Origin of the sequence: Sphingomonas hengshuiensis, assembly GCF_000935025.1 — a bacterium.
Lineage (GTDB): Bacteria > Pseudomonadota > Alphaproteobacteria > Sphingomonadales > Sphingomonadaceae > Sphingomonas > Sphingomonas hengshuiensis.
Map to the genome: position 1 here is coordinate 497,816 of NZ_CP010836.1, position 26,110 is coordinate 523,925.

At 67.1% G+C, this 26,110-nt stretch carries 27 protein-coding genes; 13 read left to right on the top strand and 14 right to left on the bottom strand.

Annotation, left to right across the window (positions count from 1 at the left end):
* Positions 1-8 precede the first annotated feature (8 nt).
* Both TS85_RS02340 and TS85_RS02345 read left to right on the top strand, forming a co-directional pair.
* On the top strand, positions 9-833 hold the full coding sequence (locus tag TS85_RS02340) for a glycerophosphoryl diester phosphodiesterase membrane domain-containing protein (RefSeq protein ID WP_052507689.1): 825 nt from the start codon (positions 9-11) through the stop codon (positions 831-833).
* Entirely contained in the window at positions 830-1,576 is a 747-nt protein-coding gene (locus TS85_RS02345) for a hypothetical protein (RefSeq protein ID WP_044330200.1), read from the top strand. The genes TS85_RS02340 and TS85_RS02345 overlap by 4 nt, the downstream gene beginning before the upstream one ends.
* Here TS85_RS02345 and TS85_RS02350 read toward each other — a convergent pair.
* From TS85_RS02350 to TS85_RS02360, 3 genes are read right to left on the bottom strand one after another with little or no spacing between them, the layout of a single operon-like run.
* On the bottom strand, positions 1,531-2,142 hold the full coding sequence (locus TS85_RS02350; RefSeq protein WP_044330201.1) for a GNAT family N-acetyltransferase: 612 nt from the start codon (positions 2,140-2,142) through the stop codon (positions 1,531-1,533). The two genes, TS85_RS02345 and TS85_RS02350, sit on opposite strands and share 46 nt — an antisense overlap.
* A gap of 16 nt (positions 2,143-2,158) precedes the next feature.
* On the bottom strand, positions 2,159-3,016 hold the full coding sequence (gene hemF / locus TS85_RS02355; protein ID WP_044330202.1) for an oxygen-dependent coproporphyrinogen oxidase: 858 nt from the start codon (positions 3,014-3,016) through the stop codon (positions 2,159-2,161).
* A gap of 32 nt (positions 3,017-3,048) precedes the next feature.
* Positions 3,049-3,507: a tRNA (cytidine(34)-2'-O)-methyltransferase gene (locus tag TS85_RS02360; protein WP_044330203.1), complete on the bottom strand. Its 459-nt coding sequence runs from the start codon at positions 3,505-3,507 to the stop codon at positions 3,049-3,051.
* Between the two features lie 303 nt (positions 3,508-3,810).
* Between TS85_RS02360 and petA the strand changes: the two genes are divergently transcribed.
* The 5 genes from petA to TS85_RS02385 all read left to right on the top strand — a co-directional run bounded on the left by petA (position 3,811) and on the right by TS85_RS02385 (position 7,600).
* Entirely contained in the window at positions 3,811-4,395 is a 585-nt protein-coding gene (gene petA, locus TS85_RS02365) for a ubiquinol-cytochrome c reductase iron-sulfur subunit (protein ID WP_044330204.1), read from the top strand.
* Positions 4,396-4,407: 12 nt separating this feature from the next.
* Positions 4,408-5,697 (top strand): cytochrome b, encoded by a 1,290-nt coding sequence (locus TS85_RS02370; RefSeq protein WP_044330206.1) that lies wholly within the window; start codon positions 4,408-4,410, stop codon positions 5,695-5,697.
* Between the two features lie 15 nt (positions 5,698-5,712).
* Complete coding sequence (locus TS85_RS02375) at positions 5,713-6,543, top strand: cytochrome c1 (protein WP_044330208.1); 831 nt, start codon at positions 5,713-5,715, stop codon at positions 6,541-6,543.
* An 82-nt stretch (positions 6,544-6,625) separates the two neighbouring features.
* A complete protein-coding gene (locus tag TS85_RS02380) occupies positions 6,626-7,165 on the top strand; it encodes an adenine phosphoribosyltransferase (protein ID WP_044330211.1) in 540 nt (179 codons plus the stop codon).
* An 84-nt stretch (positions 7,166-7,249) separates the two neighbouring features.
* Positions 7,250-7,600, top strand: a complete 351-nt coding sequence (locus TS85_RS02385) for a hypothetical protein (protein ID WP_044330213.1) — start codon at positions 7,250-7,252, stop codon at positions 7,598-7,600.
* An 8-nt stretch (positions 7,601-7,608) separates the two neighbouring features.
* Here TS85_RS02385 and TS85_RS02390 read toward each other — a convergent pair whose 3' ends face one another.
* The 5 genes from TS85_RS02390 to ychF form a co-directional block, all read right to left on the bottom strand.
* The gene (locus TS85_RS02390; RefSeq protein WP_044330215.1) at positions 7,609-8,061 is read right to left on the bottom strand and encodes a MaoC family dehydratase; all 453 of its coding nucleotides are present in this window, start codon (positions 8,059-8,061) and stop codon (positions 7,609-7,611) included.
* 41 nt (positions 8,062-8,102) lie between these two features.
* A complete protein-coding gene (locus tag TS85_RS02395) occupies positions 8,103-9,374 on the bottom strand; it encodes a nucleotide pyrophosphatase/phosphodiesterase family protein (protein WP_044330217.1) in 1,272 nt (423 codons plus the stop codon).
* Positions 9,375-9,426: 52 nt separating this feature from the next.
* A complete protein-coding gene (locus TS85_RS02400) occupies positions 9,427-10,776 on the bottom strand; it encodes a hypothetical protein (RefSeq protein ID WP_044330219.1) in 1,350 nt (449 codons plus the stop codon).
* A 50-nt stretch (positions 10,777-10,826) separates the two neighbouring features.
* Entirely contained in the window at positions 10,827-11,144 is a 318-nt protein-coding gene (locus TS85_RS02405; RefSeq protein ID WP_044330221.1) for a hypothetical protein, read from the bottom strand.
* Between the two features lie 176 nt (positions 11,145-11,320).
* On the bottom strand, positions 11,321-12,418 hold the full coding sequence (ychF, locus tag TS85_RS02410) for a redox-regulated ATPase YchF (protein WP_044330222.1): 1,098 nt from the start codon (positions 12,416-12,418) through the stop codon (positions 11,321-11,323).
* A 173-nt stretch (positions 12,419-12,591) separates the two neighbouring features.
* Here ychF and TS85_RS02415 point away from each other — a divergent pair, with 173 nt between their 5' ends.
* A complete protein-coding gene (locus TS85_RS02415; protein ID WP_044330223.1) occupies positions 12,592-13,176 on the top strand; it encodes a hypothetical protein in 585 nt (194 codons plus the stop codon).
* Between the two features lie 177 nt (positions 13,177-13,353).
* Positions 13,354-14,346, top strand: a complete 993-nt coding sequence (locus TS85_RS02420) for a HupA family protein (RefSeq protein WP_044330224.1) — start codon at positions 13,354-13,356, stop codon at positions 14,344-14,346.
* 61 nt (positions 14,347-14,407) lie between these two features.
* Here TS85_RS02420 and pth read toward each other — a convergent pair whose 3' ends face one another.
* The 3 genes from pth to TS85_RS02435 form a co-directional block, all read right to left on the bottom strand.
* Entirely contained in the window at positions 14,408-14,977 is a 570-nt protein-coding gene (pth, locus tag TS85_RS02425) for an aminoacyl-tRNA hydrolase (RefSeq protein WP_044335710.1), read from the bottom strand.
* A 76-nt stretch (positions 14,978-15,053) separates the two neighbouring features.
* Positions 15,054-15,653, bottom strand: a complete 600-nt coding sequence (locus TS85_RS02430) for a 50S ribosomal protein L25/general stress protein Ctc (protein ID WP_044330225.1) — start codon at positions 15,651-15,653, stop codon at positions 15,054-15,056.
* A 281-nt stretch (positions 15,654-15,934) separates the two neighbouring features.
* Positions 15,935-16,807: a TraB/GumN family protein gene (locus TS85_RS02435; RefSeq protein WP_044335712.1), complete on the bottom strand. Its 873-nt coding sequence runs from the start codon at positions 16,805-16,807 to the stop codon at positions 15,935-15,937.
* A gap of 133 nt (positions 16,808-16,940) precedes the next feature.
* On the opposite strand from TS85_RS02435, the gene TS85_RS02440 reads away from it, so the two are divergent.
* The 4 genes from TS85_RS02440 (at position 16,941) to TS85_RS02455 (ending at position 23,700) form a co-directional block, all read left to right on the top strand.
* Complete coding sequence (locus TS85_RS02440) at positions 16,941-17,807, top strand: glycine--tRNA ligase subunit alpha (protein WP_044335713.1); 867 nt, start codon at positions 16,941-16,943, stop codon at positions 17,805-17,807.
* Between the two features lie 280 nt (positions 17,808-18,087).
* Entirely contained in the window at positions 18,088-20,349 is a 2,262-nt protein-coding gene (gene glyS / locus TS85_RS02445; RefSeq protein ID WP_044330226.1) for a glycine--tRNA ligase subunit beta, read from the top strand.
* Between the two features lie 169 nt (positions 20,350-20,518).
* Positions 20,519-23,182, top strand: a complete 2,664-nt coding sequence (ppdK, locus tag TS85_RS02450; RefSeq protein ID WP_044330227.1) for a pyruvate, phosphate dikinase — start codon at positions 20,519-20,521, stop codon at positions 23,180-23,182.
* The gene (locus TS85_RS02455; RefSeq protein ID WP_044330228.1) at positions 23,182-23,700 is read left to right on the top strand and encodes a hypothetical protein; all 519 of its coding nucleotides are present in this window, start codon (positions 23,182-23,184) and stop codon (positions 23,698-23,700) included. Before ppdK ends, TS85_RS02455 begins: the two co-directional genes overlap by 1 nt.
* A 7-nt stretch (positions 23,701-23,707) precedes the next feature.
* Here the strand turns inward: TS85_RS02455 and TS85_RS02460 are convergent, their stop codons facing one another.
* From TS85_RS02460 to TS85_RS02470, 3 genes are all read right to left on the bottom strand, one after another.
* Positions 23,708-24,031 (bottom strand): hypothetical protein, encoded by a 324-nt coding sequence (locus TS85_RS02460; protein ID WP_052507690.1) that lies wholly within the window; start codon positions 24,029-24,031, stop codon positions 23,708-23,710.
* Positions 24,032-24,118: 87 nt separating this feature from the next.
* Complete coding sequence (locus TS85_RS02465) at positions 24,119-25,105, bottom strand: type II secretion system F family protein (protein ID WP_227698636.1); 987 nt, start codon at positions 25,103-25,105, stop codon at positions 24,119-24,121.
* Positions 25,105-26,085, bottom strand: a complete 981-nt coding sequence (locus TS85_RS02470; protein WP_044330230.1) for a type II secretion system F family protein — start codon at positions 26,083-26,085, stop codon at positions 25,105-25,107. Before TS85_RS02470 ends, TS85_RS02465 begins: the two co-directional genes overlap by 1 nt.
* Between the last annotated feature and the right edge of the window lie 25 nt (positions 26,086-26,110).

Genomic DNA, 26,110 nt, shown 5'->3' on the forward strand with positions numbered 1-26,110 from the left:
TGGTAAAGATGGGCACCGTCTGGGATCGGACGGCGGAGTTTCTGAGCGATAATATCGGCATGGTGTTGCCGGTTGCGCTGCTCGCCTTCTTCGTTCCCGCCTCGATCGAAGGCAATTTCGAAGCCGCGATGGCGGGCGGCAGCATCGCGCTGACCGCCGTGCTGCGCGGGTTGCAGCTCGCCTTCGCCGTCCTGTCGCTATGGGGCACGCTGACGCTGACGGCGATGGCGCTCGACCTGTCGGGCGAGACCACCGCAGGCCGGATCGGCGCGCAGCGGCTGGTGCCCGCGATCGTGGTGTCGCTGGTGCTGCTCGCGGCGGCGGTGGTGCTGGCGCTGCCGGTGCTGGGCATCCTCGTCGCAGGCGGCGTCGATCTCACCGCGATGGCGAGCGGCGCCATCCCCGAAGTCGACGGCCAGACCGCCGGGATCGCCTCGCTATATCTGCTCGTGCTGTTCGTCGCGATGCTGTGGATCGGCGCGCGGCTGATCGTGACGACGCCGGCGATCGTCCGCGAGAATCGCTGGCTCAGCGCGATCCGCCAGTCGTGGCGGCTGACGCGCGGATCGACGCTGCGCATCGTCGGCGTGATCCTGCTCTATGCGCTGGTGAGCTGGGTGGCGCAGCTTGCGGCCAACACCGTGTTCGGCAGCATCTTCGCGCTGGTCGCGGGTGGCGACGGGCAGGGGGTGACGCTGGCGGGCGTGCTGACCTCGATCGTCACCGCGGCGGTGCAGACCGCGTTCATGGTGATCCTGCCCGCATTCGAAGCCAAGCTCTACCTCGCGCTCACTGCACAGGCGGGGCTGCGCAGCACCGATTCGCTGGCATGAAGTTCACCCTTGCCGGAATCTTCGTCGCCGCGGCGGCGATGTGGCGCGCCGAACGCGAGTTGCTGCTGGCGCTGGGCGGCGTGTTCTTCGCGCTGCCGATGCTGGCGATGACGCTGATGCTCGCCGCCAGCGGCTTTCCCGGCGCGATCCAGCCCGAACAGGCCGGCGCGGCGATGGAGGCATTCTATGCGGCCAATCTGATCCCGCTGCTGTGCGCCAACGCCGTGCTCGATTTCGGCACCTTCGCGGTGCTCAATCTGTTCCTCCAGGGTGGCGGCCGGACGCTCGGCGAAGTGCTGGTGGCGTCGCTCAAGCGCTTCGTGCCGTTCCTGCTGATCAGCTATCTGGCCAGCATGGCGGTGGGGCTCGGGCTCTCGCTGCTCGTCTTTCCGGGGCTGTTCCTGTTCGCGCGCAGCTGGCTGATCGGGCCGGCCTATGCTGCCGCGCCCGAGGCCGGGGTGATGGCCGCGGTCCGCAACGGGATTCGCCGGAGCGCGGGGCTCAACTGGGTCACGATCCTCGCGGCGAGCTTCCTGGTGGTGCTCGCGGCGTTGTTCGCGATCCTGACGGCGACCGCGTTGGTGGCGCTGCTCGGCAGTTTCGTGAGCGAGAGGGTGGTGTCGGTGATCGGCTATATCCTCATCGCCGCGGGCGGCGGGCTCGCCTGGACCTTCCTCGCGGTGCTGCGCGTCGCCGCCTATCGCGCCGCGTCGCGCGATACCGGGGCCAGCAGCGGGATGTGAGGCGCGGCGTCGGCGGGGAGCACCCCGGCGACCCGCGGATCGGCAAAGGTCTCGACCGTGCGCTTATAGGCGACGAAGCCCTGCCGCCGGTAGAAACCCAGCGCTGCGGGATGGTCGAGCGTGCAGGTATGCACCCACACCCGCCGCACCCCGGCCCGCCACGCGCGCGCCAGCGTCGCCGCCATCAGCGCAGGCCCCAGCCCGGCGCCGGTACGCTCGGGCACCAGCGCGAAATAGGACAGCTCGCATTGCCCCGCGACGCGGAAGTCCAGCTCGACCATCCCGATCTCGGCGCCCGCGGCATCGATCGCAGCGAACACCTCGACTCGCGGATCGTCGAGGATGCGGCGCAGCTCCACCTCGGCCAGCACCAGCCGCGAGAACCACAGCCAGCGCGCGCCCACCCGGCGGAACAGCGCCCGATAGCGATCGCTGTCGGGCACAGGCCAATGTTCCAGCGCGACCGGCGAGGGCCCTGCGTCGCCCCGGGCCTCGGGCGGCGCGCGCATCTCCAGCGCGGTCACCACGGTCGCGATCTGGTCGTCGCGGACCGGCGTCAGCCCCATCGTTGCGCCGCCGGGATCAGCTCCACGCCGCCACCGGCGGCAGGCTCATCAGGATCGCATCGACATTGCCCCCGGTCTTCAACCCGAACAGCGTGCCGCGGTCATAGATCAGGTTGAACTCGGCATAGCGCCCGCGCCATTCGCGCTGCTGCTGGGTGTCGGCGGGGGTGAACGGCATCGCCATGCGGCGGCGGACCAGCCGGGGGTAGATGTCGAGGAACGCGCGGCCCACCGCCTGGGTAAAGGCGAAATTGGCGTCCCAGTCGCCCTCGAGGTGATCATAGAAAATCCCGCCCACGCCGCGATGAACGTGGCGGTGGGGGATATAGAAATATTCGTCGGCCCATTGCTTGAACCGCGGATAATGCTCGGGATCGTGCGCGTCGCACGCGGCCTGGAGCGCGGCGTGGAACTCGGCGGTATCCTCGGCATAGGGAATCGGCGGGTTCAGGTCCGCGCCACCGCCGAACCAGCGCTTCGTGGTGCACAGGAAGCGCGTGTTCATATGGACTGCGGGCACATGCGGATTGGCCATGTGCGCGACCAGGCTGATGCCGGTGGCGAAGAAGCTGGGGTCCTGGTCGGCGCCGTGGATCGTCTTGCCGAAATCGCCTTCGAACGTGCCGCCGACGGTGGAGACGTTGACGCCGACTTTCTCGAACACCTGCCCCTTCATCACGCCGCGCACCCCGCCGCCGCCGGGCGCGCCCGAGGGATCGGTGCGATCCCAGGCGAGATAGTCGAACCGCGCGTTCGAACCCGCGTCATGCTCGATCGATTCGAATTCGGCGCAGATCAGGTCGCGCAGTTCTTCGAACCAGGCGCGGGCGGCAGCTTGCTGGGGGTCCAGTTGCTGGGGATCAGTGGCTTGCATGGCGTCGAAAATGCGGCGCGTACCGCCCGGCGTCAATCGCCAACCGGCCAGCCCCCGGTCTGGCGCAGTGCTTCCGCCACCCCGATCCCTGCCGCGACCGCCAGATTGAGCGAACGCGCCGCCGCCACCAGCGGGATTCGCACCGCCAGATCGGCACGGGCGTGGACGAGATCGGGCACGCCGGCCCCTTCGGACCCGAACAGCAAGGTATCGCCGGGCTCGAACCGGGCCTGGGGCAGCGCGGTGGCGCCGCGCGTGGTGAACAGCACGAGCCGGTGCGTGCCCAGCGCGGCGGCAAATGCCTCCCAGTCGGCATGGCGGCGCACCTCGACCCGCTCGGCATAATCCATCGCCGCGCGCTTGCGGCTCTTGTCGCTCCAGGGGAAACCCATCGGCTCGATCAGGTCGATCGCCACGTTAAGGCACGCGCCCAGCCGCAGGATCGTGCCGACATTTCCCGCAATCTCGGGCTGGAACAGGGCGATGCGCATCGGCCGCGCTTAACGCGGTTTCGGGCGCGGTGAAATCAATCGGCGCGATCGGCGGGGCGAGAATGAAAATAAAACCGAACAAGCACGTTCGGCATCCCTCCCTCGGCATTCTGGGCATTACGCAGGGACCTTGGGCGCCCGCCATCATCACCCTCGGTAAAATCCCTGTTGGCAAAGCCGCTCGCTGCCGTCTATCAGACCGCGCAGCCACCGGGGGCAACCGGGCGGCTTTGGGCGTCCCGGCGTCCGCGTCCGTTACCCGCGCATCCGTCGCGGACCGTATCGAAGTGCAAGGGCTGAAGCATGGCAACGCTTGAAGATGGTGTTCCCCCCGATCAGACGGTCGGTCCAGGTGGAGAACTGCTCGAAAATCCGCGGCGCCGCGATTACCTGACCTATGCGGCGGTTTCGGTCGCGGCGGTGGGTGCCGGCGTGGTCGTGCTCCCGCTGGTCAATTCGATGAACCCGTCCGCGGACGTGCTCGCCCAGTCGAGCACCGAGATCGACTTGTCGGCGATCGAGCCGGGGCAGGCGATCAAGACGAGCTTCCGCAAGCAGCCGCTGTTCGTGCGCAACCTGACGCCCGCCGAAATCGCCGAGGCGGACAAGGTGCCGGTGTCGAGCCTGCGCGATCCGCAGACGCTGGAGCAGCGGACCAAGGAGGGCAAGACCAACTGGCTGATCACGCTGGGCGTGTGCACCCATCTGGGCTGCGTGCCGCTGGGCGCCGGCGAGGGCGAGAATCGCGGGCCGTTCGGCGGCTATTTCTGCCCCTGCCACGGCTCGGCCTATGATACCGCCGGCCGCATCCGCCAGGGTCCGGCGCCGACGAACCTTCAGGTTCCCGAGTATGAATTCACGTCCGACACTGTCGTCGTGGTCGGTTGAGGATAGACGCGCATGAGCTTTCCCTGGGCCAAGCAGTACGAACCGAAGAACCCGGTGATGCAGTGGGTGGACAGCCGCCTGCCGCTTCCGCGTTTCGTCTATAACGCCGTCGGCGCGGGCTATCCCGTGCCGCGCAACCTCAATTATTTCTGGAACTTCGGTATCCTTGCCGGGGTCGCGCTGGTCGTCCAGATCGTGACCGGCATCGTGCTGGCGATGCATTTCCATTCGAGCGCCGCGGGCGCATTCGAATCGGTGAACGTCGGAATGATGCGCGATGTGAACGCGGGATGGTTCCTGCGCTTCACGCACGCCAACGGCGCCAGCATGTTCCTGGCGGTGGTGTACATCCACATCTTCCGCGGTCTCTATTACGGGTCGTACAAGGCCCCGCGCGAGATGGTGTGGCTGCTCGGCGTGCTGATCTTCCTGCTGATCATGGCGACCGCGTTCATGGGCTATGTGCTCCCGTGGGGGCAGATGAGCTTCTGGGGCGCGCAGGTCATCACCGGCTTCTTCTCGGCGATACCGGTGGTAGGCGAATGGATTCGCGTGTGGCTGCTCGGCGGCTATGCCCCGGACGACGCGACGCTGAACCGCTTCTTCTCGCTCCACTATCTGCTGCCGTTCGTGATCGCGGGCGTCATCATCCTGCACATCTGGGCGCTGCACATCCCGGGTTCGAGCAACCCGACCGGCGTCGAAGTGAAGGGCGAGCAGGATACGGTGCCGTTCCACCCCTATTACACCGCGAAGGATGGCTTCGGGGTCGGGGTGTTCATGATCATCTTCGCGACGCTGATCTTCTTCTTCCCCGATTATCTGGGCCACCCCGACAATTATGTCGTGGCGAACCCGCTATCGACGCCCGCGCATATCGTGCCCGAATGGTATTTCTGGCCGTTCTACGCGATCCTGCGCGCCTTCACCGCGGACTTCATCATCCCGGCGAAGCTGTGGGGCGTGCTGGCGATGTTCGGGTCGATCCTGCTGCTGTTCTTCCTGCCCTGGCTCGACAAGTCGCCGGTGCGCTCGGCGAACTTCCGCCCGATGTACCGGATCGCCTTCTGGGTGCTCGTGCTCGACGTGCTCGTGCTCGGCTATTGCGGCGGCTCGACGGCGACGCCGGGGGTCGTGATCACCAGCCAGATCACCGCAGCCTATTATTTCGCGCACTTCCTGATCATCGTGCCGATCATCTCGCGCCTGGAGACTCCCAAGCCGCTGCCGAACTCGATCACCGAGGCGGTTCTGGCGAACAAGGGTGGCTCGCGGATGACCGAAACGGCCGTGAGCGCGTAAAGGGGATTTGGACCAATGGCTTCGCTGCTCACACGTTCGATCAAATTCCTGATCGGAGGCGCCTTTATCGGGGTGCTGTTGCTCGCGCTGATCGGCACGATCAGCGGGCTCATCACCGATCCCCCCAAGCCGACTGCGGAAGAGGAACTGCACAAGCATCCGAAGGAGCTTGATCTCGCGTCCAACGGCCCGTTCGGCAAGTTCGACCTGGCGCAGCTCCAGCGCGGCTTCCTGGTGTTCGAGAAGGTCTGCGCAAGCTGCCACTCGCTCAACCTGGTGTCGTTCCGCGAGCTGGGCGCGCTCGGCTATAACGAAGCCGAAGTGAAGAAGATCGCCAAGGACTGGCCGGTCAAGCAGCCAGTGTTCGACGAAAAGGCCGGCACCTGGGGCGAGCGCGACAACATCGCTTCGGATCGTTTCCCCAAGGTCTATTATCCCGCCACCGGGGTTCCGCCCGACCTCAGCCTGATCACAAAGGCGCGGCATGACGGCGCGGCCTATGTCCATTCGCTTCTGACCGGCTATGCCGAGCAGACGCCGGAGGAGATCGCCAAGTTCCCGGGCGCGAAGACGCCGGAAGGTTCCTATTACAACCCGTATTTCGCGAACCTCAACATCGCGATGCCGCCGCCGCTGACCGCCGACAACCAGGTCACCTATTCGGACGGCACCAACGCGACCGTGGACCAGATGGCAAAGGACGTCTCGGCGTTCCTCGTGTGGACCGCGGAGCCGACGATGCAGACGCGCCATCAGGCCGGGCTTGCGGTCGTGCTGTTCCTGCTGCTCGCAACGGTGCTTGCGTTCGGCGCGTACCAGACCGTCTGGCGCGGCATCAAACACTAAGGGCACTCGCCCCATCACCGAACCAACGGACCCCGTCGAAGCGCTGCTTGGACGGGGTCCTTTCTTTTGCTGGGAACGCGAAATGACCCACGCCAATGACGATCTGCGCGGGCTGATCCGCACCATCCCCGATTTCCCCAAGCCCGGAATCGAGTTCCGCGACATCACGACGCTCTTGCTCGACGCAGAGGGGTTGCGGCTGAGCGTCGAGCGGATGGCGGCGCAGGTCGCCGGGCCCATCGACCTGGTCGCCGGGATCGAGGCGCGCGGATTCCTGTTCGGCGCGGCGCTGGCGGTGCGGCTGGGGGCGGGGATGCTGCTGGTGCGCAAGGACGGCAAGCTCCCCGGCGCGACGATCGCCGAGGATTATGCGCTCGAATATGGCACCGACCGGATCGCGATCCACGCCGATGCCGTGGCGCCGGGCGCGCGCGTGCTGCTGGTCGACGACCTGATCGCCACCGGCGGCACTGCGCGCGCGGCGGTGCGGCTGCTGCGCAAGACTGGGGCGGAGGTGGTGCAGGCGGCGTTCGTCATCGACCTGCCCGATCTGGGCGGCGCCGATGCGCTGCGGGGCGACGGGCTGACGGTAACGTCTCTGGTCGCGTTCGCGGGGCACTGACGCCGCGCCGGGGAACCGGCGGCGCCGCAATCGGTTCGGTTAACGGGTGGGGCGCCGTGCGCCTCGCAACGAGGAGCGAACCCTATGCATTCACTCGTAAAACTCGCGACCGCAGCCGCTGCGCTGGCGGGCGCTGCCGTGCTCGGGGGCTGTGCATCCGATCGTTATGGCTATGGCGGCGGCTATAGCGGCGTCGCGGTCGGCTATGGCGCGGGCTATGGGAACCCCTATTGGGGCTGGAACGACAATTTCTATTATCCCGGCACCGGCGTCTATGTGTACGACAATAACCGCCGCCGCCATCGCTGGAACGACAGCCAGCGCGGCTATTGGGAAGGTCGCCGCTCGAACTGGCGCGGCGACCGGCGGATGCGCAGCAACTGGCGCGATTTCCGCGGCCAGCGCGGCCCCCGCAGCCCGCGCGGCCGCCGCTGAGGCGAGCTTCAGTCCGCGCGCGGGCGGGTCCGCATCAGCCCCCGCGCGGTGAAGCGCAGCACCGGCTCGTCATGCTGGTTGAACACCGTCATCTGGTTGCGCGTGCTGCCCATCTCCGGGCGGCTGCGCGACGGCGTGACCTCCAGCATCTCGGTCTCGCAGCGGAGCGTGTCGCCCGGATAGACCGGCTTCAGCCAGCGCAGTTCGTCGACTCCCGCGGCACCCAGCGCAGCCTGCGGATGCGCCTTCAGATACTCGACCAGCATCGCCATCGCCATCGCGCAGCTGTGCCATCCGCTGGCCGCAACCCGCCCGAAATGAGTCTGCGCCGCGGCCTCGTCGGACAGATGGAAGGGCTGCGGATCATATTTCGCCGCGAAATCCAGCACCTCTTCGCGAGTCACGGCATAGCTGCCAAAGCTTGCCCGGTCGCCGACCTGCACGTCTTCGAGATATTTCATGCCATGAGTTTCGGTTGGAAACCGAATCTTGGCAAGGGGTCTTATCGCGCCATCGCGCTCCGGAACGGCGCATCGGTGCCGTCGACGCCGGGCTTGGCGGGCAGCCCGATCAGGTCGCGGAGCAGCGGATAGACATCGACATTGTCGAACGGCGCCAGCCGCGCCGCGCGAAAGGCCGGGCCCTGCGCGATAAACAAGGCCGCCATTTCCGGGGACTGATCGTCATAGCCATGGGTGCCGGCGGCAAAGGGCTTGGCCGGCGCCTTCAGGTTGATGAGCCAGCCCGTCTCGGCAAGGCACAGGATCGGCGGGACGCGCGGATTGGCGCCATAGTGGAAGCGGGCCGGAATCTCCCCCTTGCGCCAGCACTGCATATGATCGTGCGGACGCAGCAGCGCCTTTTCCACGACGGCCTCGCGTCCCGGCATCGGGGCGAGGGTCAGAAACGGGCCGCTCTCGACGAGGTGATAGTCGGCCTCGGCCAGCAAATCGCCGAGCACGATCACGCGATCGCTGCTCGTCGCCGCCATGCCGTGATCGGAGACGATCACCAGATTGGCAGGCTGGCGAAGTTCGGCGAGCCCGGCGACGAGCGCCCCGATCTGCGCATCGACTTCGACGAGGGCGTCGCGCATCCCGGCGCCGTCGGGGCCGACATCATGCCCCGCGCTGTCCACCAGGTCGAAGTACAAAGTCACGAATCGGGGCCGGATCGCCGCCGGACGCCGCAGCCAGTCGAGGATGCCGTTGACCCGCTGCTCGTCTGAGATCGCCTGGTTGAACTGCGCCCAGTCCGCAGGGCGGTGCCCGCCGATCACTTCCCAGTCCCTCGGGCGTTCCTTGTGCCCGCCGATCGCGACGTTCGATCCCGGCCAGAACATCGTCGCGGTGCGTATCCCCGCCGCCTCGGCATCGTTCCAGATCGGCTCGGCGGCGTTCCACCAGAACGGGTCGTCGCTCGCCATGGTGAACACCTCATCCGGGCGGGCGGGGTCCTCCATCTTGTTGGCGACGATGCCGTGGCGATCGGGGCGCAGCCCGGTGACGAGCGTCCAATGGTTCGGAAAGGTCTTGGACGGGAAGCTGGGGTGCATCGCCCCGCTAGCGCCCTGGGCGGCGAGCCGCGACAGATTGGGCGTGATCCCGCGCGTCAGATAGTCGGGGCGGAATCCGTCGATCGACACCAGGACCGTCACCGGCGCGCGCGCTTCCGCCACCGAGGCACTGGTTTCGGGCGCCACCGCGGGCGCCGTCGCACAGGCCTGGAGAAGGGCGGCGAAGGCGGCAGCCGCGATTCTGGAATACCAACGCATGCGTACCGCCCTGCCACGCCCGTGTTACGCGGGAAAGTCCGCTATTGCCTCCCTATTGCCCGAGCGCCAGCCGCGCGAACAGCGTCGCGCTGTGCGGCGCCCGGCCATAGGCGGCGTCGAGCGCGGCGGGCTTGGCATAGGCCGCCAGCGACCCGCCCAGCGCCAGCTCGACATCGCCGCCCAGCGGGATGCGATAGGCATAGCCCGCTTCGAACCGCGACACGCGAAACGCCCGGTCGTGAAGCGGGCTGTCATGGTCGGGGAACAGCTCGTCATTGGCGACATTCTCGACGCGCCCGAACACGCTATGATGCGCGCCGAGATTCCAGTTCGCCTCGGCCAGCCACGCGGTCAGCGTCGGCCCCGGCACCCGATCCTTCGCCGCAAACCCCAGCATCGCGGAGAAACCACCCCGCGCATAATGCGCGCTGGCGGTGGTCCGCCGCTCGTCTTCGCCGGGATGGGTGACTTCGGGGCTCTCCAGCCGCCCATGGCTCAGCTGGAACGCCCAGTTGGGCGAGGGCGTCAGCGTGGCGCGCAGGCTCCAGCTGTCGAGGCGGGGGCTTTCGATGTCCCAGCGATTCTCGTCGGGCTCGCGGCCGCGGAACGCTGATCCCTCGAATTGAAGACCGCGCGTCGCAACCCCCGCCGTCACCACGCCATAAGTGATATGGCTGCTGTCGAACCAGTGATGCGTGATCGGCGACAGCGGCAGATAGCGCGCCGAGCGCCGGTGCATGAACGCCGACGGCCCCAGAGCCGGCTCGGCGACCGGCCCGCCATAGACGAACCCGGTCAACCCTGGCGCCAGCGGCACGTCGACGCGCGCGGACAGCTCCATGAACAGATCATGTGGATGCTGGCGATCGACCAGCGGCACGCCGCCCGCGGTCTCGCCCGTGCCGAACAAATTGGGGTAGCCGCGCTTGCCGTTGACGGGATCGAGGCTGAGCATCGAACTGAACCGCAGTTGCACCCCGCTGTCAAAGCCGCGCGTAGCGGACAGCATCGCCATCGATCCGGTAAAGGCCTGCGCATCGCCGCGCGGTCCGCCCTGATCGGTAACTCCCGTCATCGCAAAGCCATGCGCCATCACCATCCAGTCGCCGGTGGCCAGATGGATGCCGCGCATGCCCCCGTCGGCGCCGGGGACCAGCGAAGTGCCGGTGCCGGGGCCGGCATTGGCGGGCGGGGCGGCGCCACCGGGCGCCATCACGGGCATGTCCATGCCCTCCATTCCGGCCATGTCGTGCTGGCTATGGTCCATCGCGGGCTGGGCGGGTTCGGGGGCGGGGGTAGGCGTGGGCGCGGGGTGGTTGTGCGCGCCATGGTCCTGCGCGGCGGCGGGTGCCGCAGCGATCGCCGCTGCGGACACCGCAGCGGGCAACAAAATACGAATCATCGTTCGTCTCCGAAATAAGGCTGAGTCGGCGCGAAAAGTCGCGCGCGGCGTCAGGCTTCGGAGCGGGGCGGGGGCGTCAGCGGCGGGCCGGAGGCGCGGGGCTCGCCGCGGGCAAGCGCTGGGCGCTGCACCGGCGCGGCAAAGGCGAGCGGCGGGGACAGGCGCGGCGTGCCGGCGGTCGCGGGCGCCACGCAGCCCAGGCACAGCTTGTCGGCGACGATCGGCACGGCGGGAGCCTGCTTGCGATGGCCATGGTGCATGTCCGCCATCGCAGCCTGAGGCGCATCGCCATGGCACGCCGGCATCGCCGCCGCCGCGGGCAGCGACAGCAGCGCAATCACGAGTGCCAGGAACAGGCGGGCGAACATGGGGGAGGCTTTAGCGCAGTGCTGCGGCAATTGACAGCGCGTCACCCTCACCCTTCCGCTCCCTCTCCTAATGGGAGAGGGGAGCAGAACCCCAAGCTCCCTCTCCCTCTGGGAGAGGGAAGGGGCCCGCCGCCGAAGGCGGTGGGAAGGGTGAGGGTGACGACGGGTGCGTCCGCTCAACTATGCAGGAAATGCATCACATCGCCGTCCTGGACGACATAGGCCTTGCCCTCGGCGCGGAGCTTGCCGGCTTCGCGCGCTCGCGATTCGCCGCCCAGCGCGACGAAATCGGCAAAGGCGATCGTCTCGGCGCGGATGAAGCCCTTCTCGAAATCGCTATGGATCTCGCCCGCCGCCTCGGGCGCGGTGGCGCCGCTATGCACGGTCCAGGCGCGTGCTTCCTTCGGGCCGACGGTGAAGAAGGTCAGCAGGTGGAGCAGCTTGTACCCGGCAGTGATGACGCGGGCGAGGCCGGTCTCCTCGAGCCCCAGTTCGCCCAGGAATTCGCCGCGCTCCTCGGGCGGCATCGTCGCGATCTCGGCCTCGATCGCGGCGGAGACGACCACCGCTTCGGCGCCCTCCGCCTTGGCCTTTTCGAACACCTTGGCCGACAGCGCGTTGCCGTTGGCGGCATCCTCTTCGTTGACGTTGCAGACGTAGAGGACGGGCTTGCCGGTCAGCAATTGCGCCTGTGCCAGCACGCGCGCCTCGTCGGCATCCCTGGGCACGGTCAGTCGCGCGGGCTTGCCTTCGCGCAGCAGTTCCAGCGCCTGACCCAGCACCGACGCCGCGACCTTGGCTTCCTTGTCGCCCTGCGTCGCCTTTTTCTGCGCGGCGGGAACGCGCTTTTCGAGCGATTCGAGGTCGGACAGCATCAGTTCGGTCTCGACCGTCTCGGCATCGGCGATCGGATCGACCTTGTTGTCGACATGCTGGATGTCGTCATTCTCGAAACAGCGCAGGACATGGACGATCGCGTCGACTTCGCGGATATTGCCCAGGAACTGGTTGCCCAGCCCCTCGCCCTTGCTCGCGCCGCGGACCAGCCCGGCAATGTCGACGAACCCCAGCTGGGTCTCGATGATCTTCTGCGATCCGGCGATTTCGGCCAGCTTGTCGAGCCGCGGATCGGGGACGGCGACGTTGCCGACATTGGGCTCGATCGTGCAGAACGGATAATTGGCCGCCTGCGCCGCCGCAGTCTCGGTCAGAGCGTTGAAGAGCGTGGACTTGCCCACATTGGGCAGGCCCACAATGCCGCAGCGGAAACCCATGAGTGTCGCGTTCCTGTGGTGAGGCCGGGCAAGGCCGGCATGGTTGGCCGCCCGATACGCGCAAAGCGCCAAGGTTTCCAGCGGCGAGCGTTGGCGGCGTCGGATCGGGACTGTTGCGTATCGCCCCGCCCCCGCCACCGTCGCTACCCAAGGCAGCGAGGGGGGGACTGCAAATGGGCGCGTTGGCACGGATTGCGACATGGGGGGCCTGTGCGGCCAGCATCGGCTATGGCGTGCCGCAACTGCTCCAGGTGGCGGGGCTGTTGCCCGATCCGGTCGACCGCATCCTGATCTTTGCGCCCTCGCTCGCGCTTGCACCGCTTTTCGCGGTGGCACTGGCGGCGCTGGCGGGCGAGGCGACGGGGGAGGGCCGGGCGTGGCGGTTCGGCGCGTTTGCGCTCGCATTGCTCTATGCCGGCCATGTCAGCCAGGTCTATGTCGGCCAGCTCGGGGTGGTGATCCCGCGCGAACTTGCCGGAATGGCGCCCGTTACGGGGTTCGGCTGTTGCGGCTTTCGCCAGCCGATGACGGCGGTCGACCTGCTCGGCTATACCGAGATGAGTTTGGCGACGCTGTTGCTCGCGCCGAGCTTTCGGGGGGCCGCTCGGGCATGGCTGGCGATCAACGGACTCACGGCGGTGCCGGTGTTTCTTCAACTCTGGTGGCCCGCGCTGATCTGGGCAGGCGCCGCCTGGCTGGTGACCTTTCCGGTCGCGATGGCGCTCGTCGCACGCGCGCTTGATCGTGCGCGCGCCTGACGCGCCGCGCGCCGCCGAACGGCACGCAAGGCCCTGAAAGCGCCGCATCGCGCGGCAAAGGAAGCGGGGTAGGCAATGGGTGCGGCGCGTCTTTCGTCGCTTGACGGGCCCCCGTTCATCTAGGGTACAGGGGCCCCAAGCCTTTTCGGCAGTTAGAAGCGTTACGAGGAGTTTGGGATGATTCGCCGTCACATGATCATGAGTGCCGCCGTGGCGACGATGGCCCTGTCCAGCTGTGGCGGGGGCGACGATTCGAGCGCGACGCCGACGCCGACCGCAACCCCCACGCCGACGCCGACCGCGACGGCCACCTATTCGGCGTTCCCGCTGTCCGCGGCGACCGAATTCTACACGCTCAACGCGACGACGAGCTATACCGGCGATCCGGCGGGCGCAGTGACGCTGGGCGTTGCCGGGACCGAGGGGCTGACGACGCGCGTCAAGCTGGCGACCAGCAATCTGATCGCTTCGGGCACCTATGTGATCGACGAGAGCACCGAGGAGTCGCGCTTCACCAACACGAACGTCACGACCGCGCCGGCGGCGACGACCCCCGAATTCATCTTCCGCTCGACCAGCACCGCGACAGACGCGCTGGCGGGCAATTTCTCGCAGCTCGAATTCCTCAACAACACGATCCCCGACGTCGTGACGAGCGACACCGGCCTCGCGATGAAGGCCGTCAGCTATGCCAATTGGTGGCGCGGCGATTCGACGGTGGGCGCAAAGCGGCTGACCTACACGGTATGGGGCTACAACACCGTCACCACCGACATGCTGACGACGGGTTCGGCATCCTATGCCTCGCGCCTCACCGGGCGACTGGTGAGCGTGTCGGGCACGACGACGTCGGTGCTGAAGGTAACCGGCACGGTGACGACTGCCGTCAATTTCTCGACCGGGCTGGTCGAACTGACGCTCGCGCTCAGCACGATCCCCGCGGACGGCAGCGCGGCGGTGCCCTATGGCACCTTCACCGGCCAGGGCGCGATCCCGATCGGCAGCAACCAGTTCAGCGGCAGCTTCACCACCGGCAGCCCGCTGTCGGGGACCTTCACCGGCGGCTTTTTCGGCTCGCAGGGCAAGGAAATCGGCATCACCTTCGCCGGCTCGGGCACGGTCGGCACCGCCAACCAGCGGCTGGTCGGGTCGATCGTCGGCACGAAGTAGGCGCCAGGCTTTCGCGGTTCGAAAGGGGCTCCGGGAAACCGGGGCCCTTTTTCTTGGGGGCTCAGTCCTGCAGTCGCACCGCGACGTCGCTCATGAACCGCGCATCCTCGCCCGCCGCCAGCCGCGGCGCCTCGGCAGCGACGGCGCCCAGCATGTCGCTCAGCGCGTCCATCTCGGCCTTGGCGTAATTGCCCAGCACATAGCCGGTGACGCGGTCCTTATGCCCCGGATGCCCGATGCCCAGCCGGACGCGGCGGAAATCGGGGCCGATATGCGCGTCGGTCGAGCGCAGCCCGTTATGCCCCGCAGTGCCGCCGCCCATCTTCACCTTCACCTTGAACGGCACCAGGTCGAGTTCGTCGTGAAAGACTGTAACGTCGGCGGGCGCCAGCTTGTAGAAATCCAGCGCCGCGCGCACCGCCCGCCCGCTGTCGTTCATGAAGGTGCCGGGCTTTAGCAGGATCACCTTCTCGGTCCCGATCCGCCCCTCCTGCGTCCAGCCCTGGAACTGCTTCTTCGGCGGCGTGAAGCCATGGACCGCGGCGATCGCGTCGATCGCCATGAACCCGACATTGTGCCGGTGCATCGCATATTGCGGCCCCGGATTGCCGAGACCTACCCAGAGCTGCATCGCCATACCCCAAAACAAAATCGCCCCCGCACCTAGGGCGCGGAGGCGATTTTTTGAACCGTGAAACGCGCGGGGCTTATTCGGCCTCGGCAGCTTCCGCTTCGCCTTCGCTCGACTTGAGCGCCGACGGGGCGACGACGGTGGCGATCGTGAAGTCGCGATCGGTGATCGCCGACTCGGCACCCTTGGGCAGGGTCACTGCCGAGATGTGCAGCGAATCGCCGACTTCGAGGCCCTTGAGCGAGATCTGGACCTCGTCGGGGATGCTCGCCGCGTCGACCACCAGTTCCAGCGCGTGGCGCACGATGTTGAGCACGCCACCGCGCTTCAGCCCGGGGGCCTCTTCCTCGTCGACGAACACGATCGGCACTTCGACGGTGACCGTCGCATGCTCGGAAATGCGCAGGAAGTCGGCATGGACCGGACGATCCGAAACCGGATCGAACGCCACGTCCTTAGGCAGCGTGCGCTCGCCGTTGATCATCACGACCGAGTTGAAGAAATGGCCGGTCATCAGCAGCTTGTACAGCTCGCGCTCGCTGACATGGATGCCAACGGGGTCTGCCTTGTTGCCATAGATAACGGCGGGGACGCGGCCTTCACGACGCAGCGCCCGGGAGGCTCCCTTGCCAACCCGGTCGCGCGTCTCGGCCGACAGCGTAAGCGTGTCGCTCATGTGTCGATTCCAATGCGCTAATGTGTTTCAAACCATCTGCCGGGCAAGCCTCCAGGGATGACCCTGCCACGACAAGCGCGCGCCTATAGTGGAGACGGCGGCAAAGGGCAAGGCGGCGGCTGCTATCCTTCCGTGGCGGGGTGGATCGCGTTTGCGCCGTCGCCACGGGAGAGGGAAAGAATGCGCTAAACTCCCTCTCCCAGCGGGAGAGGGAAGGGGCCCGCCGCCGCAGGCGGTGGGAAGGGTGAGGGTGACGCGCTTCCCGCCTGCCGCGGAAGGATTTACTCCGCCACCCGCTCCGCCTTCAGCCCGCGCTTCGCCAGTTCCGCCTGCACGCTGGCCCCGCCCGCCAGATGCCCCGCGCCGACCGCGACGAACACCGTGCCGGGCTTCTCCATCCGCCCCTGAATCCACCCCGCCCAATTGCGGTTGCGGTTGACCAGCAGCGCCTGCGCCAGTTCGGGCGAGCGATCGAGGTCTTCGTTCATCAGCGCGCCCAGCGCGTCGGGATCGCCCTTGCTCCAGGCCGCGACCATCGCGTCGATCTGTTCGCCCGCCTTGGGCAGTTCCTCCAATGTCCGGACCAGCAGCGCGCGCTGTGCCGGCAGCGGCAGCGTGTCGAAATAGCCGAGCTGTTGTCGCGCAGTCTCCAGCCCGATCACGGGCTTGCCTGCCTGTGCCGCGGCGGCGCTCAGCACCTGCTCGGCGCCGTCTTTGTCGTCATAGCCCAGCTTGCGCAGCGGCGCCGACGACAGCAACGTCGCCGCCAGCCACGGCTCGGCATGGTCGAGCGCGTCGGGCGCCATCCCCATTTCGACCAGCGCGGCGCGGAAACGCGCAGCCGCGGCGGGGGGAAGCTGTTCGGGCAGCGTCGGCCGCCCCGGCGTGGTGCCCAGCTCGGCGACCAGCGCCTGCATCTCCGCCTCGGGCGGCATCACCAGCTCGAGCACCAGTTCGTCGCTGGCGTCGAACGCCTTGCGCACGCCATCGTCGAACCACGTCATTCCGGGGCGCAGCATATGCACCGTCCCGAACAGATAGATCGTCGTGTCGGCATCGCGCACCACCCACAAAGCCGGGTCGGCATCGGCGGGCCATTGCGACTTGCAGCCGCCCAGCACCAGCAACAGGGCAATCAGGAGCGTGCGGATCATCCCCGATGCCTTGGCCCGCACCCGGCGCCCCGTCAACGCCGCCAAGGTTGACCCCCTCCACACGCTGCGTCAAAGCGAGCGCCGAATTGCCCATCGGGAAGTGTCCGTGTCCGAACCGCTCAGTTTCCAGAACATGATCCTGCGCCTCCATGACTATTGGAGCGCGCGCGGCTGCCTGATCCTCCAGCCCTATGACATGCGGATGGGGGCGGGGACGTTCCACACCGCCACCACGCTGCGCGCGCTGGGGCCGGAGCCATGGAACGCCGCCTTCGTCCAGCCCTGCCGCCGCCCGACCGACGGTCGCTATGGCGAAAACCCGAACCGGCTCCAGCATTATTACCAATATCAGGTGATCCTGAAGCCGAGTCCGAGCGATTTGCAGGAGCTGTACCTCGGCTCGCTGGCGGCGATCGGCATCGATTTCACCAAACACGACATCCGCTTCGTCGAGGACGATTGGGAATCGCCGACGCTCGGCGCCTGGGGGCTGGGCTGGGAAGTGTGGTGCGACGGGATGGAAGTCACCCAGTTCACCTATTTCCAGCAAATGGGCGGCTATGACTGCAAGCCCGTCGCGGGCGAGCTGACCTACGGCCTCGAACGGCTGGCGATGTATATCCAGAACAAGGACAGCGTGTACGACCTCGCGTTCAACGACGCGGGCGTGACCTATGGCGACGTGTTCCACGAGAACGAAGTCCAGATGTCCAAATGGAACTTCGAAGTCGCCGACACCGAAACGCTGTTCGACCTGTTCCGCAAGGCGGCGGCGGAGTGCGAGAATTGCCTGGGCGCGGGCCTCGCCATCCCCGCCTATGAACAGGCGATCGAGGCGAGCCACATCTTCAACCTGCTGAATGCGCGCGGCGTGATCTCGGTGGCCGAGCGCCAGGCCTATATCGGTCGCGTCCGCGATCTGGCGAAGGGCGCCTGCGCGGCGTGGATCGAACGCAAGACGCCCGAATGGGAAGCGCGCTTTCCGGGATGGGTGGCGTGAACATGTCCACGCGAAGGCGCGAAGGCGCGAAGAAGGTGGTTCGCGCAGAGGCGCGGACACGCACGCCTTTTTCCCGCGTCATCCTGACGAAAGTCAGGATCCATTCGCCGATCGGCCTCGATGGCGTGCGGAGGGATGAATGGGTCCCAGCTTTCGCTGGGATGACGATTTGGGGGCGGGATGGCGCTGTTTGCGCACGCACCTCTGCGCCCTCTGCGCCTCTGCTCGAAACCACTCCCTTCTTCCTTCGCGCCTTCGCGCCTTCGCGTGAAAAGAACCTATGACCGATTTCCTTCTCGAACTCCGCTCCGAAGAAATCCCCGCCCGGATGCAGGAAAAGGCCCGCGAGGACCTCGCCCGGCTGTTCGCTGCCGAGCTGACCAAGGCCGGGCTCGCCGCTGCCGAGACCGTCACCTACGCCACCCCCCGCCGCCTCGCGCTGATCGCGCGCGGGCTGCCCGAAGTTACGGCGTCGGTAATTGAGGACGTAAAGGGTCCGCCAGCCGACGCTGCGGATGCTGCGATCGACGGGTTTTTGCGCAAACTGGGATTGACCCGCGATGTGCTGCAAACGCGCGACGTGAAAGGGCGCCCGACCTTATTTGCTGTCACGAGCAAGCCTGGACGCCCCACCGCCGCCGTGCTCGCCGAGGCGATCCCGTCCGTGATCCGCGCCTTCCCCTGGCCCAAGGCGATGCGCTGGGGCGCGCCGTCGCTCTCGACCGAAAGCCCGCGCTGGGTGCGCCCGCTCCAGGGCATCGTCGCGCTGTTCGGCAGCGACGTCGTCCCGTGCGAAGTCGCGGGCGTCACCAGCGGCGCCGCGACGCTCGGCCATCGCTTCCACCATCCCGGCGTCATCACGATCGGCAGCGCCGACGACTATGTCGAGAAGCTCCGCGCGTGCCATGTCATCGTCGACGGCGCCGAACGCCGCGGCATCATCGCGCTGGGCGCCAAGATGGCGGCGGCAAAGGCCGGGCTGACGCTTGTCGAGGATGACGGGCTGTTGTTCGAAAATGCCGGGCTCACCGAATGGCCGATGCCGCTGCTCGGGCGCTTCGACTCGGCATTCCTGGAGGTGCCGCCCGAGGTCATCCAGCTCACCGCGCGGGTGAACCAGAAATATTTCGTGTGCCGCGGCGCGGAGGGCACGCTCGCGAACGCCTTTGTCTGCGTCGCCAATATCGACGCAGCGGACGGCGGCGAGCGCATCGTCGAGGGCAACCAGAAAGTGCTGGCCGCACGGCTGAGCGACGCGCGGTTCTTCTATGACACCGACCTGAAAATCCCGCTCGACGAGAGCGCGAAGAAGCTGTCGAAGATCGTCTTTCACGAAAAGCTGGGGACGGTGGCGGATAAGGTCGATCGCGTCGCGAAGCTGGCGCGCTGGCTGGTGGAGGAGGGAATCGTCAAATCCTCCCCGGAACGGGGAGGGGGACCGCGAAGCGGTGGAGGGGGCGCGCCACAGGCGGCGTCCTCTGCGGCGATCCCCCTCCACCATCCTGCGGATGGTCCCCCTCCCCGTTCCGGGGAGGAATTGGCCGCCCTCGCCGAACGCGCCGCCCGCCTCTGCAAGGCTGACCTCGTCACCGGCATGGTCGGCGAATTCCCCGAGCTACAGGGCCTGATGGGCGGCTATTACGCCGCCGCGCAGGGCGAGGACCCACAGGTCGCGGCAGCGATCCGCGATCACTACAAGCCGGTCGGGCAGGGGGACGAGGTTCCCACCGCGCCCGTGACGGTGGCGGTGTCGCTGGCGGATAAGCTGGATACGATTTTTGAGTTCTTCTCCATCGAGCAAATGCCGACGGGGTCCAAAGACCCGTTTGCGCTCCGCCGAGCAATGTTGGGTGTCCTAGCACTCATTTTCGACAACAATCTGCGGATCGGCGTGCTTAAGCTCGCAAATGCTTTCGACCCCCCATTCAATCGCGAGTTTGTTCATCCGGCGAATTCATTTGTCCGTTTTGCTATCGACCGCCTGAAAGTCCAGCAACGCGAAGCCGGTGTCCGCCACGACCTGATCGACGCAGTGTTCGCGCTCGGTGGCGAGGACGATCTCGTCCGGCTGCTCGCCCGCGTCCATGCGCTTCAGGCGTTCGTGACCACCGACGAGGGCAGGAACCTCCTCGCAGGCTATAAGCGCGCGGCGAATATCCTGAAGAAGGAATCTCCCTCTCCCCTTCAGGGGAGAGGGCAGGGGAGAGGGGACGTGCCAGCAGGCGAGTCGCCTGAGGAGACTGCCCCTCTCCCCGGCCCTCTCCCCGCAAGCGGGGAGAGGGAGGCACTTCACCCCGCCGAATCCGCCCTCGCCACCGCGCTCGACGACGCCGAGCCCCGCGCCGCCGCCGCGATCGCCGCGGAGGATTTCGAAGGCGCGATGGCCGCACTCTCCGCCCTGCGCGCCCCAATCGATGCGTTCTTCGAGTCGGTCACGGTCAACGACCCAGACCCGGACAAGCGCGCCGCGCGCCTCGCGCTGCTCGCGCGGATGCGCGACGCGGTGCATCAGGTTGCCGATTTCACGCGGATCGACGGCTGATCGCGCCCTGCGGCGGGCCGGCGCGCAGCCGGTCCGCCGCTGCATCTGCTCAAAATTGCTTACCGCATCTCGGGCACGCCTAAGCAAAACTTCGTACTGACAACGCAGTCAGCGGCTTTCGCCTTGTTCGCACCTGCGGTAGGCGCGGGCAGATCAAGAAGGGGCACAGATGACGCAATACGTTTATCGCTTCGGCGGGGGTGTTTCGGACGGCGGCGCCGGGGACAAGAACTTGCTGGGGGGCAAGGGCGCGAATCTCGACGGGATGGCGAGCATCGGGCTGCCGGTGCCTCCGGGTTTCACGATCTCCACTGCGATGTGTACCCGCTATTATGAGGAGGGCGAGACCTTCCCCGACAGCGTCAAGGGCGAAGTCGCCAACGGCCTGATCCATATCGAGGGGATTACGGGCAAGACATTCGGCGACGCCGCCGATCCGTTGCTCGTCTCGGTCCGCTCGGGTGCGCGCGTCTCGATGCCGGGCATGATGGATACCGTGCTCAACCTGGGGCTCAACGACGAAACCGTCGTCGGGCTGGCTGCGGTCAGCGGCGACGATCGCTTCGCCTGGGACAGCTATCGCCGCTTCATCCAGATGTATTCGGACGTCGTGCTCGAACTCGACCATGGCCGCTTCGAGGAAGCGCTGGAGATCGCCAAGGAAGATCGCGGCTACAGCCTCGATACCGAGCTGTCGGCGGGCGACTGGCAGGTGCTGGTCGCCGAATATAAGGCCATCGTCGAGGAATTGTGGGGCAAGCCCTTCCCGCAGGACGTCCACGCCCAGCTCTGGGGCGCGATCGGCGCGGTGTTCGGATCGTGGCAGTCGGAGCGGGCGAAGGTCTATCGCCGGCTGAACGACATTCCGGGTGACTGGGGCACCGCGGTCAATGTCCAGGCGATGGTCTTCGGCAATATGGGCGAAACCTCGGCGACGGGCGTGGCGTTCACGCGCGATCCGTCAAAGGGCGACAATGCCTATTATGGCGAATTCCTGATCAACGCGCAGGGCGAGGACGTGGTCGCGGGCATCCGCACGCCGCAATATCTGACCAGGGCGGCGCGCGAGGCGGCGGGGGCCAAGCCCGCGTCGATGGAAGAAGCGATGCCCGAGGTGTATGCCGAGCTGGCGCGGGTGTTCGACCTGCTCGAGCGGCATTACCGCGACATGCAGGACATCGAGTTCACCGTCGAGCGCGGCAAGCTGTGGATGCTCCAGACCCGCTCGGGCAAGCGCACGGCGAAGGCGGCGCTGAAGATCGCGGTCGACATGGCGAATGAGGGGCTGATCACGCAGGAGGAGGCGATCCTGCGCGTCGATCCGCAGGCGCTCGACCAGTTGCTCCACCCGACGCTGGACCCCAGCGCGGTGCGCGACGTGCTGACCAAGGGGCTACCGGCCTCGCCGGGGGCCGCATCGGGCATCGCGGTATTCGACAGCGACACCGCCGAAAAGCGCGCGGCGGCGGGCGAGTCGGTGATCCTGATCCGAGTGGAGACGAGCCCGGAGGACATCCACGGCATGCACGCGGCACGCGGCATCCTCACCGCCCGCGGCGGCATGACCAGCCACGCGGCAGTCGTGGCCCGGGGCATGGGCCGGCCCTGCGTCTCGGGCGCCGGGGGCATCTCGATCAACGCCCGCGAGAAGATCATGCGTGTCGGTGTGCGCGAAGTTCGGGAAGGTGACATCGTCACGATCGACGGCACGACCGGCGAAGTGATGGCGGGCGCAGTGCCGACGGTGCAGCCCGAATTGTCGGGCGACTTCGGCACGCTGATGGTGTGGGCCGACGCCAAGCGCCGGCTGAAGGTGCGCACCAACGCCGAAACCCCGCTCGATTGCCGCACCGCGCGCGAATTCGGCGCCGAGGGCATCGGGCTGTGCCGCACCGAGCACATGTTCTTCGAGCAGAGCCGCATCACGGCGGTGCGCCAGATGATCCTGGCATCGGACGAAGCGGGGCGGCGCGCGGCGCTCGCCAAGCTGCTGCCCGAGCAGCGCAGCGATTTCGTCGAGATTTTCGAAGTGATGGCGGGGCTGCCCTGCACGATCCGCCTGCTCGACCCGCCGCTGCACGAATTCCTGCCGCACGAGGAATCGGAGTTCGCCGAAGTCGCGGCGGCGGCGGGGCTCGACGTCGAGACGCTCAAGCGCCGCGCGGCGGAACTGCACGAGTTCAACCCGATGCTCGGCCATCGCGGGTGCCGGCTGGGCGTGACCTACCCCGAAATCTACGAGATTCAGGCCCGCGCGATCTTCGAGGCGGCGATCGAAGTCGCGGAAAAGACCGGCGCGGCGCCGGTGCCCGAAGTGATGATCCCGCTGGTCGCGACGAAGCGCGAGCTGGAGTTGATGAAGGCGGTGGTCGACGCAGCCGCAGAGGCGGTGTTCGCCGACAAGGGGCGCCGGATCGAATATCTGGTCGGCACGATGATCGAACTGCCGCGCGCCGCGCTGATGGCGGGGCAGATCGCCGAGGTGGGGGCGTTCTTCAGCTTCGGCACCAACGACCTGACCCAGACGACGCTGGGCGTCAGCCGCGACGATGCCGCGCGCTTCCTGACGACCTATGTCGAGAAGGGCATCTACCCCAAGGACCCGTTCGTCAGCCTGGATGTGGAAGGCGTGGGCGAGCTGATTGCGATTGCCGCCGAGCGCGGGCGCGCGACTCGGCCCGACATCAAGCTGGGCATTTGCGGCGAGCATGGCGGCGATCCGGCGAGCATCGCATTCTGCGAGGCGACCGGGCTCGATTACGTGTCGGCATCGCCCTATCGCGTGCCGATCGCGCGACTGGCGGCGGCACAGGCGGCGCTCAAGAGCCAGTGATGCTCGCGGTCGCGGCCGCGTTGGCGTTCGGCCAGAGCGATCCGGTCGCGCGGCTCGACGCCGAGCTGCGCGCCGCGACCAGCGCGACTGCGGTGCTGCAACGCCGCTGCGCGGAGCCGATCCGCGCCGTGGTGGACCGCGCCGCGATGCGGGCACCGACGGCGGAGCAGCGTGCGCGGCTGCGGGTCGGCGCGGAGGAGCCCGTGGGTTATCGCCACGTCTCGCTCCGCTGCGGGGACAAGGTGCTGTCGGACGCCGAGAACTGGTACGTGCCAGCGCGGCTCACCCAAGCGATGAACGCGGCGCTGACGGGCGACACGCCCTTTGGCGCCGCGATCCGCCCGCTGGCGCCTAGACGCGAGGCGTTGGATTCGCCCGATCCGCGCCGCGATCCGGCGGCGGGTTCTCGCTGGGTGCTGGAGCATCATGCGCTGGTGCTCGACGGGCGGGGCGTGCCGCTGGCCGAGGTTATCGAGCGCTACACCCCGATGATGCGCGACCTGCCCGTCCTGCGCTGACGCGCGTTCAGGCGTGGCTGTCCGCCGGCGCTGGCGCCGGGGAGTCGGCGGGTTTGCTCGCCACCGGATCGGGCGCGGCCACTGCGGGAGGAGTTGCGGCAGCGCTGAGCCTGGCGTTCTCCGCTTCCAGTGCCTTGATCTTGCGATGCGCGTCGCGCAGTTCCTGTTCGGCGCGGTCGCGATATCCCGCATGGTCGAGTGCCTCGTCCTGATAGCGCTCGCGCCATTTGGCACCGCCGGAGTGGCTCGCCATCCCCAGGAACCAGCCACCGACCAGCGTAAGGCCCAACGCTACGAACTGCGTCAGCGTTTCGAACGGCAATTGGTGCATGCGACATCCCCCGTGTCGGCGATAAGCCTTACCCGGAATTTACCGTGTGCCGTGACGGTACGCCACCGTAATGATCGGCGCGGCGGCTCAGCGGATCAGGGCGTCGTTGATCGAGCAGGCGGCGGGCCCCAGGATCACGATGAACAGCACCGGCAGGATGAACAGGATCAGCGGGATCGTCATGATCGCGGGCAGCCGCGCGGCCTTTTCCTCGGCCCGCATCATCCGCTCGTTGCGGAATTCGGCCGATAGCACGCGGAGCGCCGATGCTAGGGGCGTGCCGTATTTCTCGGTCTGAATCATCGTCGTGACGACGCCGCGGATCGCGTCAAGGTCGATCCGCAGCGCGAGATTTTCGAACGCCTGCCGACGATCGGTCAGGAAGCCCAGTTCGATCGCGGTCAGCGAGAATTCCTCGCCAAGTTCAGGATAGGCGCGGCCCAGTTCCTTGGCGACGCGGTGAAACGCCGCATCGACGGTCAGTCCCGCTTCGGCACAGATCACCAGCAGGTCGAGCGCGTCCGGCAGGCCCTTGCGGATGGCGTGGCTACGCTTGGTGATCTTGTTGTTGAGATAGAGATCGGGCGCCTTGTAGCTCAGGATGAAGCTGCCCGCGACGAGACCATAGGCCTTGAGCGGGCTCCAGTCGGCAAAGGCCTGGGTGCCGTAGACGAGATAGAGCATGGGCCCGCCGATCAGTATCGGCAGGACCAGACGCCCGAAGATCACCGCGACCGCCCATTCCTTGCGCCGGATGCCCGCCTGGAGCAGCTTGGTCTGCGCGACCTTGACCTGGCTCTCCTGAAGGACCTTCAGCGACAGGAGCAGCGCGCGGATGCGGTCGGTCGCCTCGTTCTTCTGGACAAGCCTGGCGCGGCGCTTCGAAGTCGAGGCGGTGATGCCTGCCTTGAGCTGTTCGCGGCGGTCGTTGAGCGCCTTGACGCGCTTGGTCATCGGATCGCGGACCGTGGCGGCGGTATAGATTGCGAAGATCACCGCCGCCGCCGCGATCGCCGACAGGATCGTGGCGACGGTGAAGACGTCCACGCCGAGCAGGGTAGGGCCTGCCATCATCAGATCTCGAAATTGACCATCTTGGCCATGATGAAGGCGCCGAGCGCCATCCACACCAGCCCGCCGCCCCCGGCGACCATCAGCCGCTGATCCTGGAAGAAATTGGCCATATAGTTGTTGTTGATGAACCAGACCATGCCGAAGACGATGAAGGGCAAAGCGCCGACGATCAGCGCCGACGCCTTGGACTCGGACGACATGGCCGCGATCTTGAGCTTCATCTGGCTGCGCTTGCGCAGCACGTCGGCGAGATTGGCGAGCGTCTCTGCCAGGTTGCCGCCGGTTTCGCGCTGGATCGCGATCGTGATCACGAAGAACTGGAACTCGGGCGTGGCCAGCCGGTCCGCAGTCTCCTGGAGCGCGGCGTCGAGCGTGCGGCCGATCTTCATCTTGTCCGACACCGCACGAAATTCCTCGCCGACCGGGCCATCGATCTCGGCGCCCACCACGCCCATCGTCTCGGTGATCGGCAAGCCGGAGCGCAGCCCGCGAACAAGCAACTCGATCGCATCGGGGAAATTGGTGGTGAACTTGGCGATCCGTCGCTTGATGAAGAAGCCGACGACCATGTGCGGGACGCCCAGCCCGACGAAGAGGCCCAGGAACAATGCGAGCCAGATCGGGGCTCCCTGGAGCAGGAGCAGCGCGGCGAGGACCAGCGTCATTCCTGCGCTGACCATCGCATAATGGCCCAGGCTCCACGTCTTGCCGGTCATCGCCAGCCGCTTCTGAAGCTCGACTGGGTTGGGCAGCAGCCGCGATACCGCGAGATCCATCCGGGTTGAGCTGGCCGTCGATATCCGCCGGATCTGCGCTTCCATCGCCGCAGTGCCGATATTGCTCACCATGTGGCGTTCGCGCAGCGTCGACAGCCGACGCGATCCGGCGCGCGCGGCATTCGGCCCCGAAAAGGCGAGCACGAACAGCAGCAGCGCCAGAAAGGCGCCGATTGCGAGCATCAATATCGGCAGCATGTCCACGCCGCGCGCGCCTCCGAAAAACCCT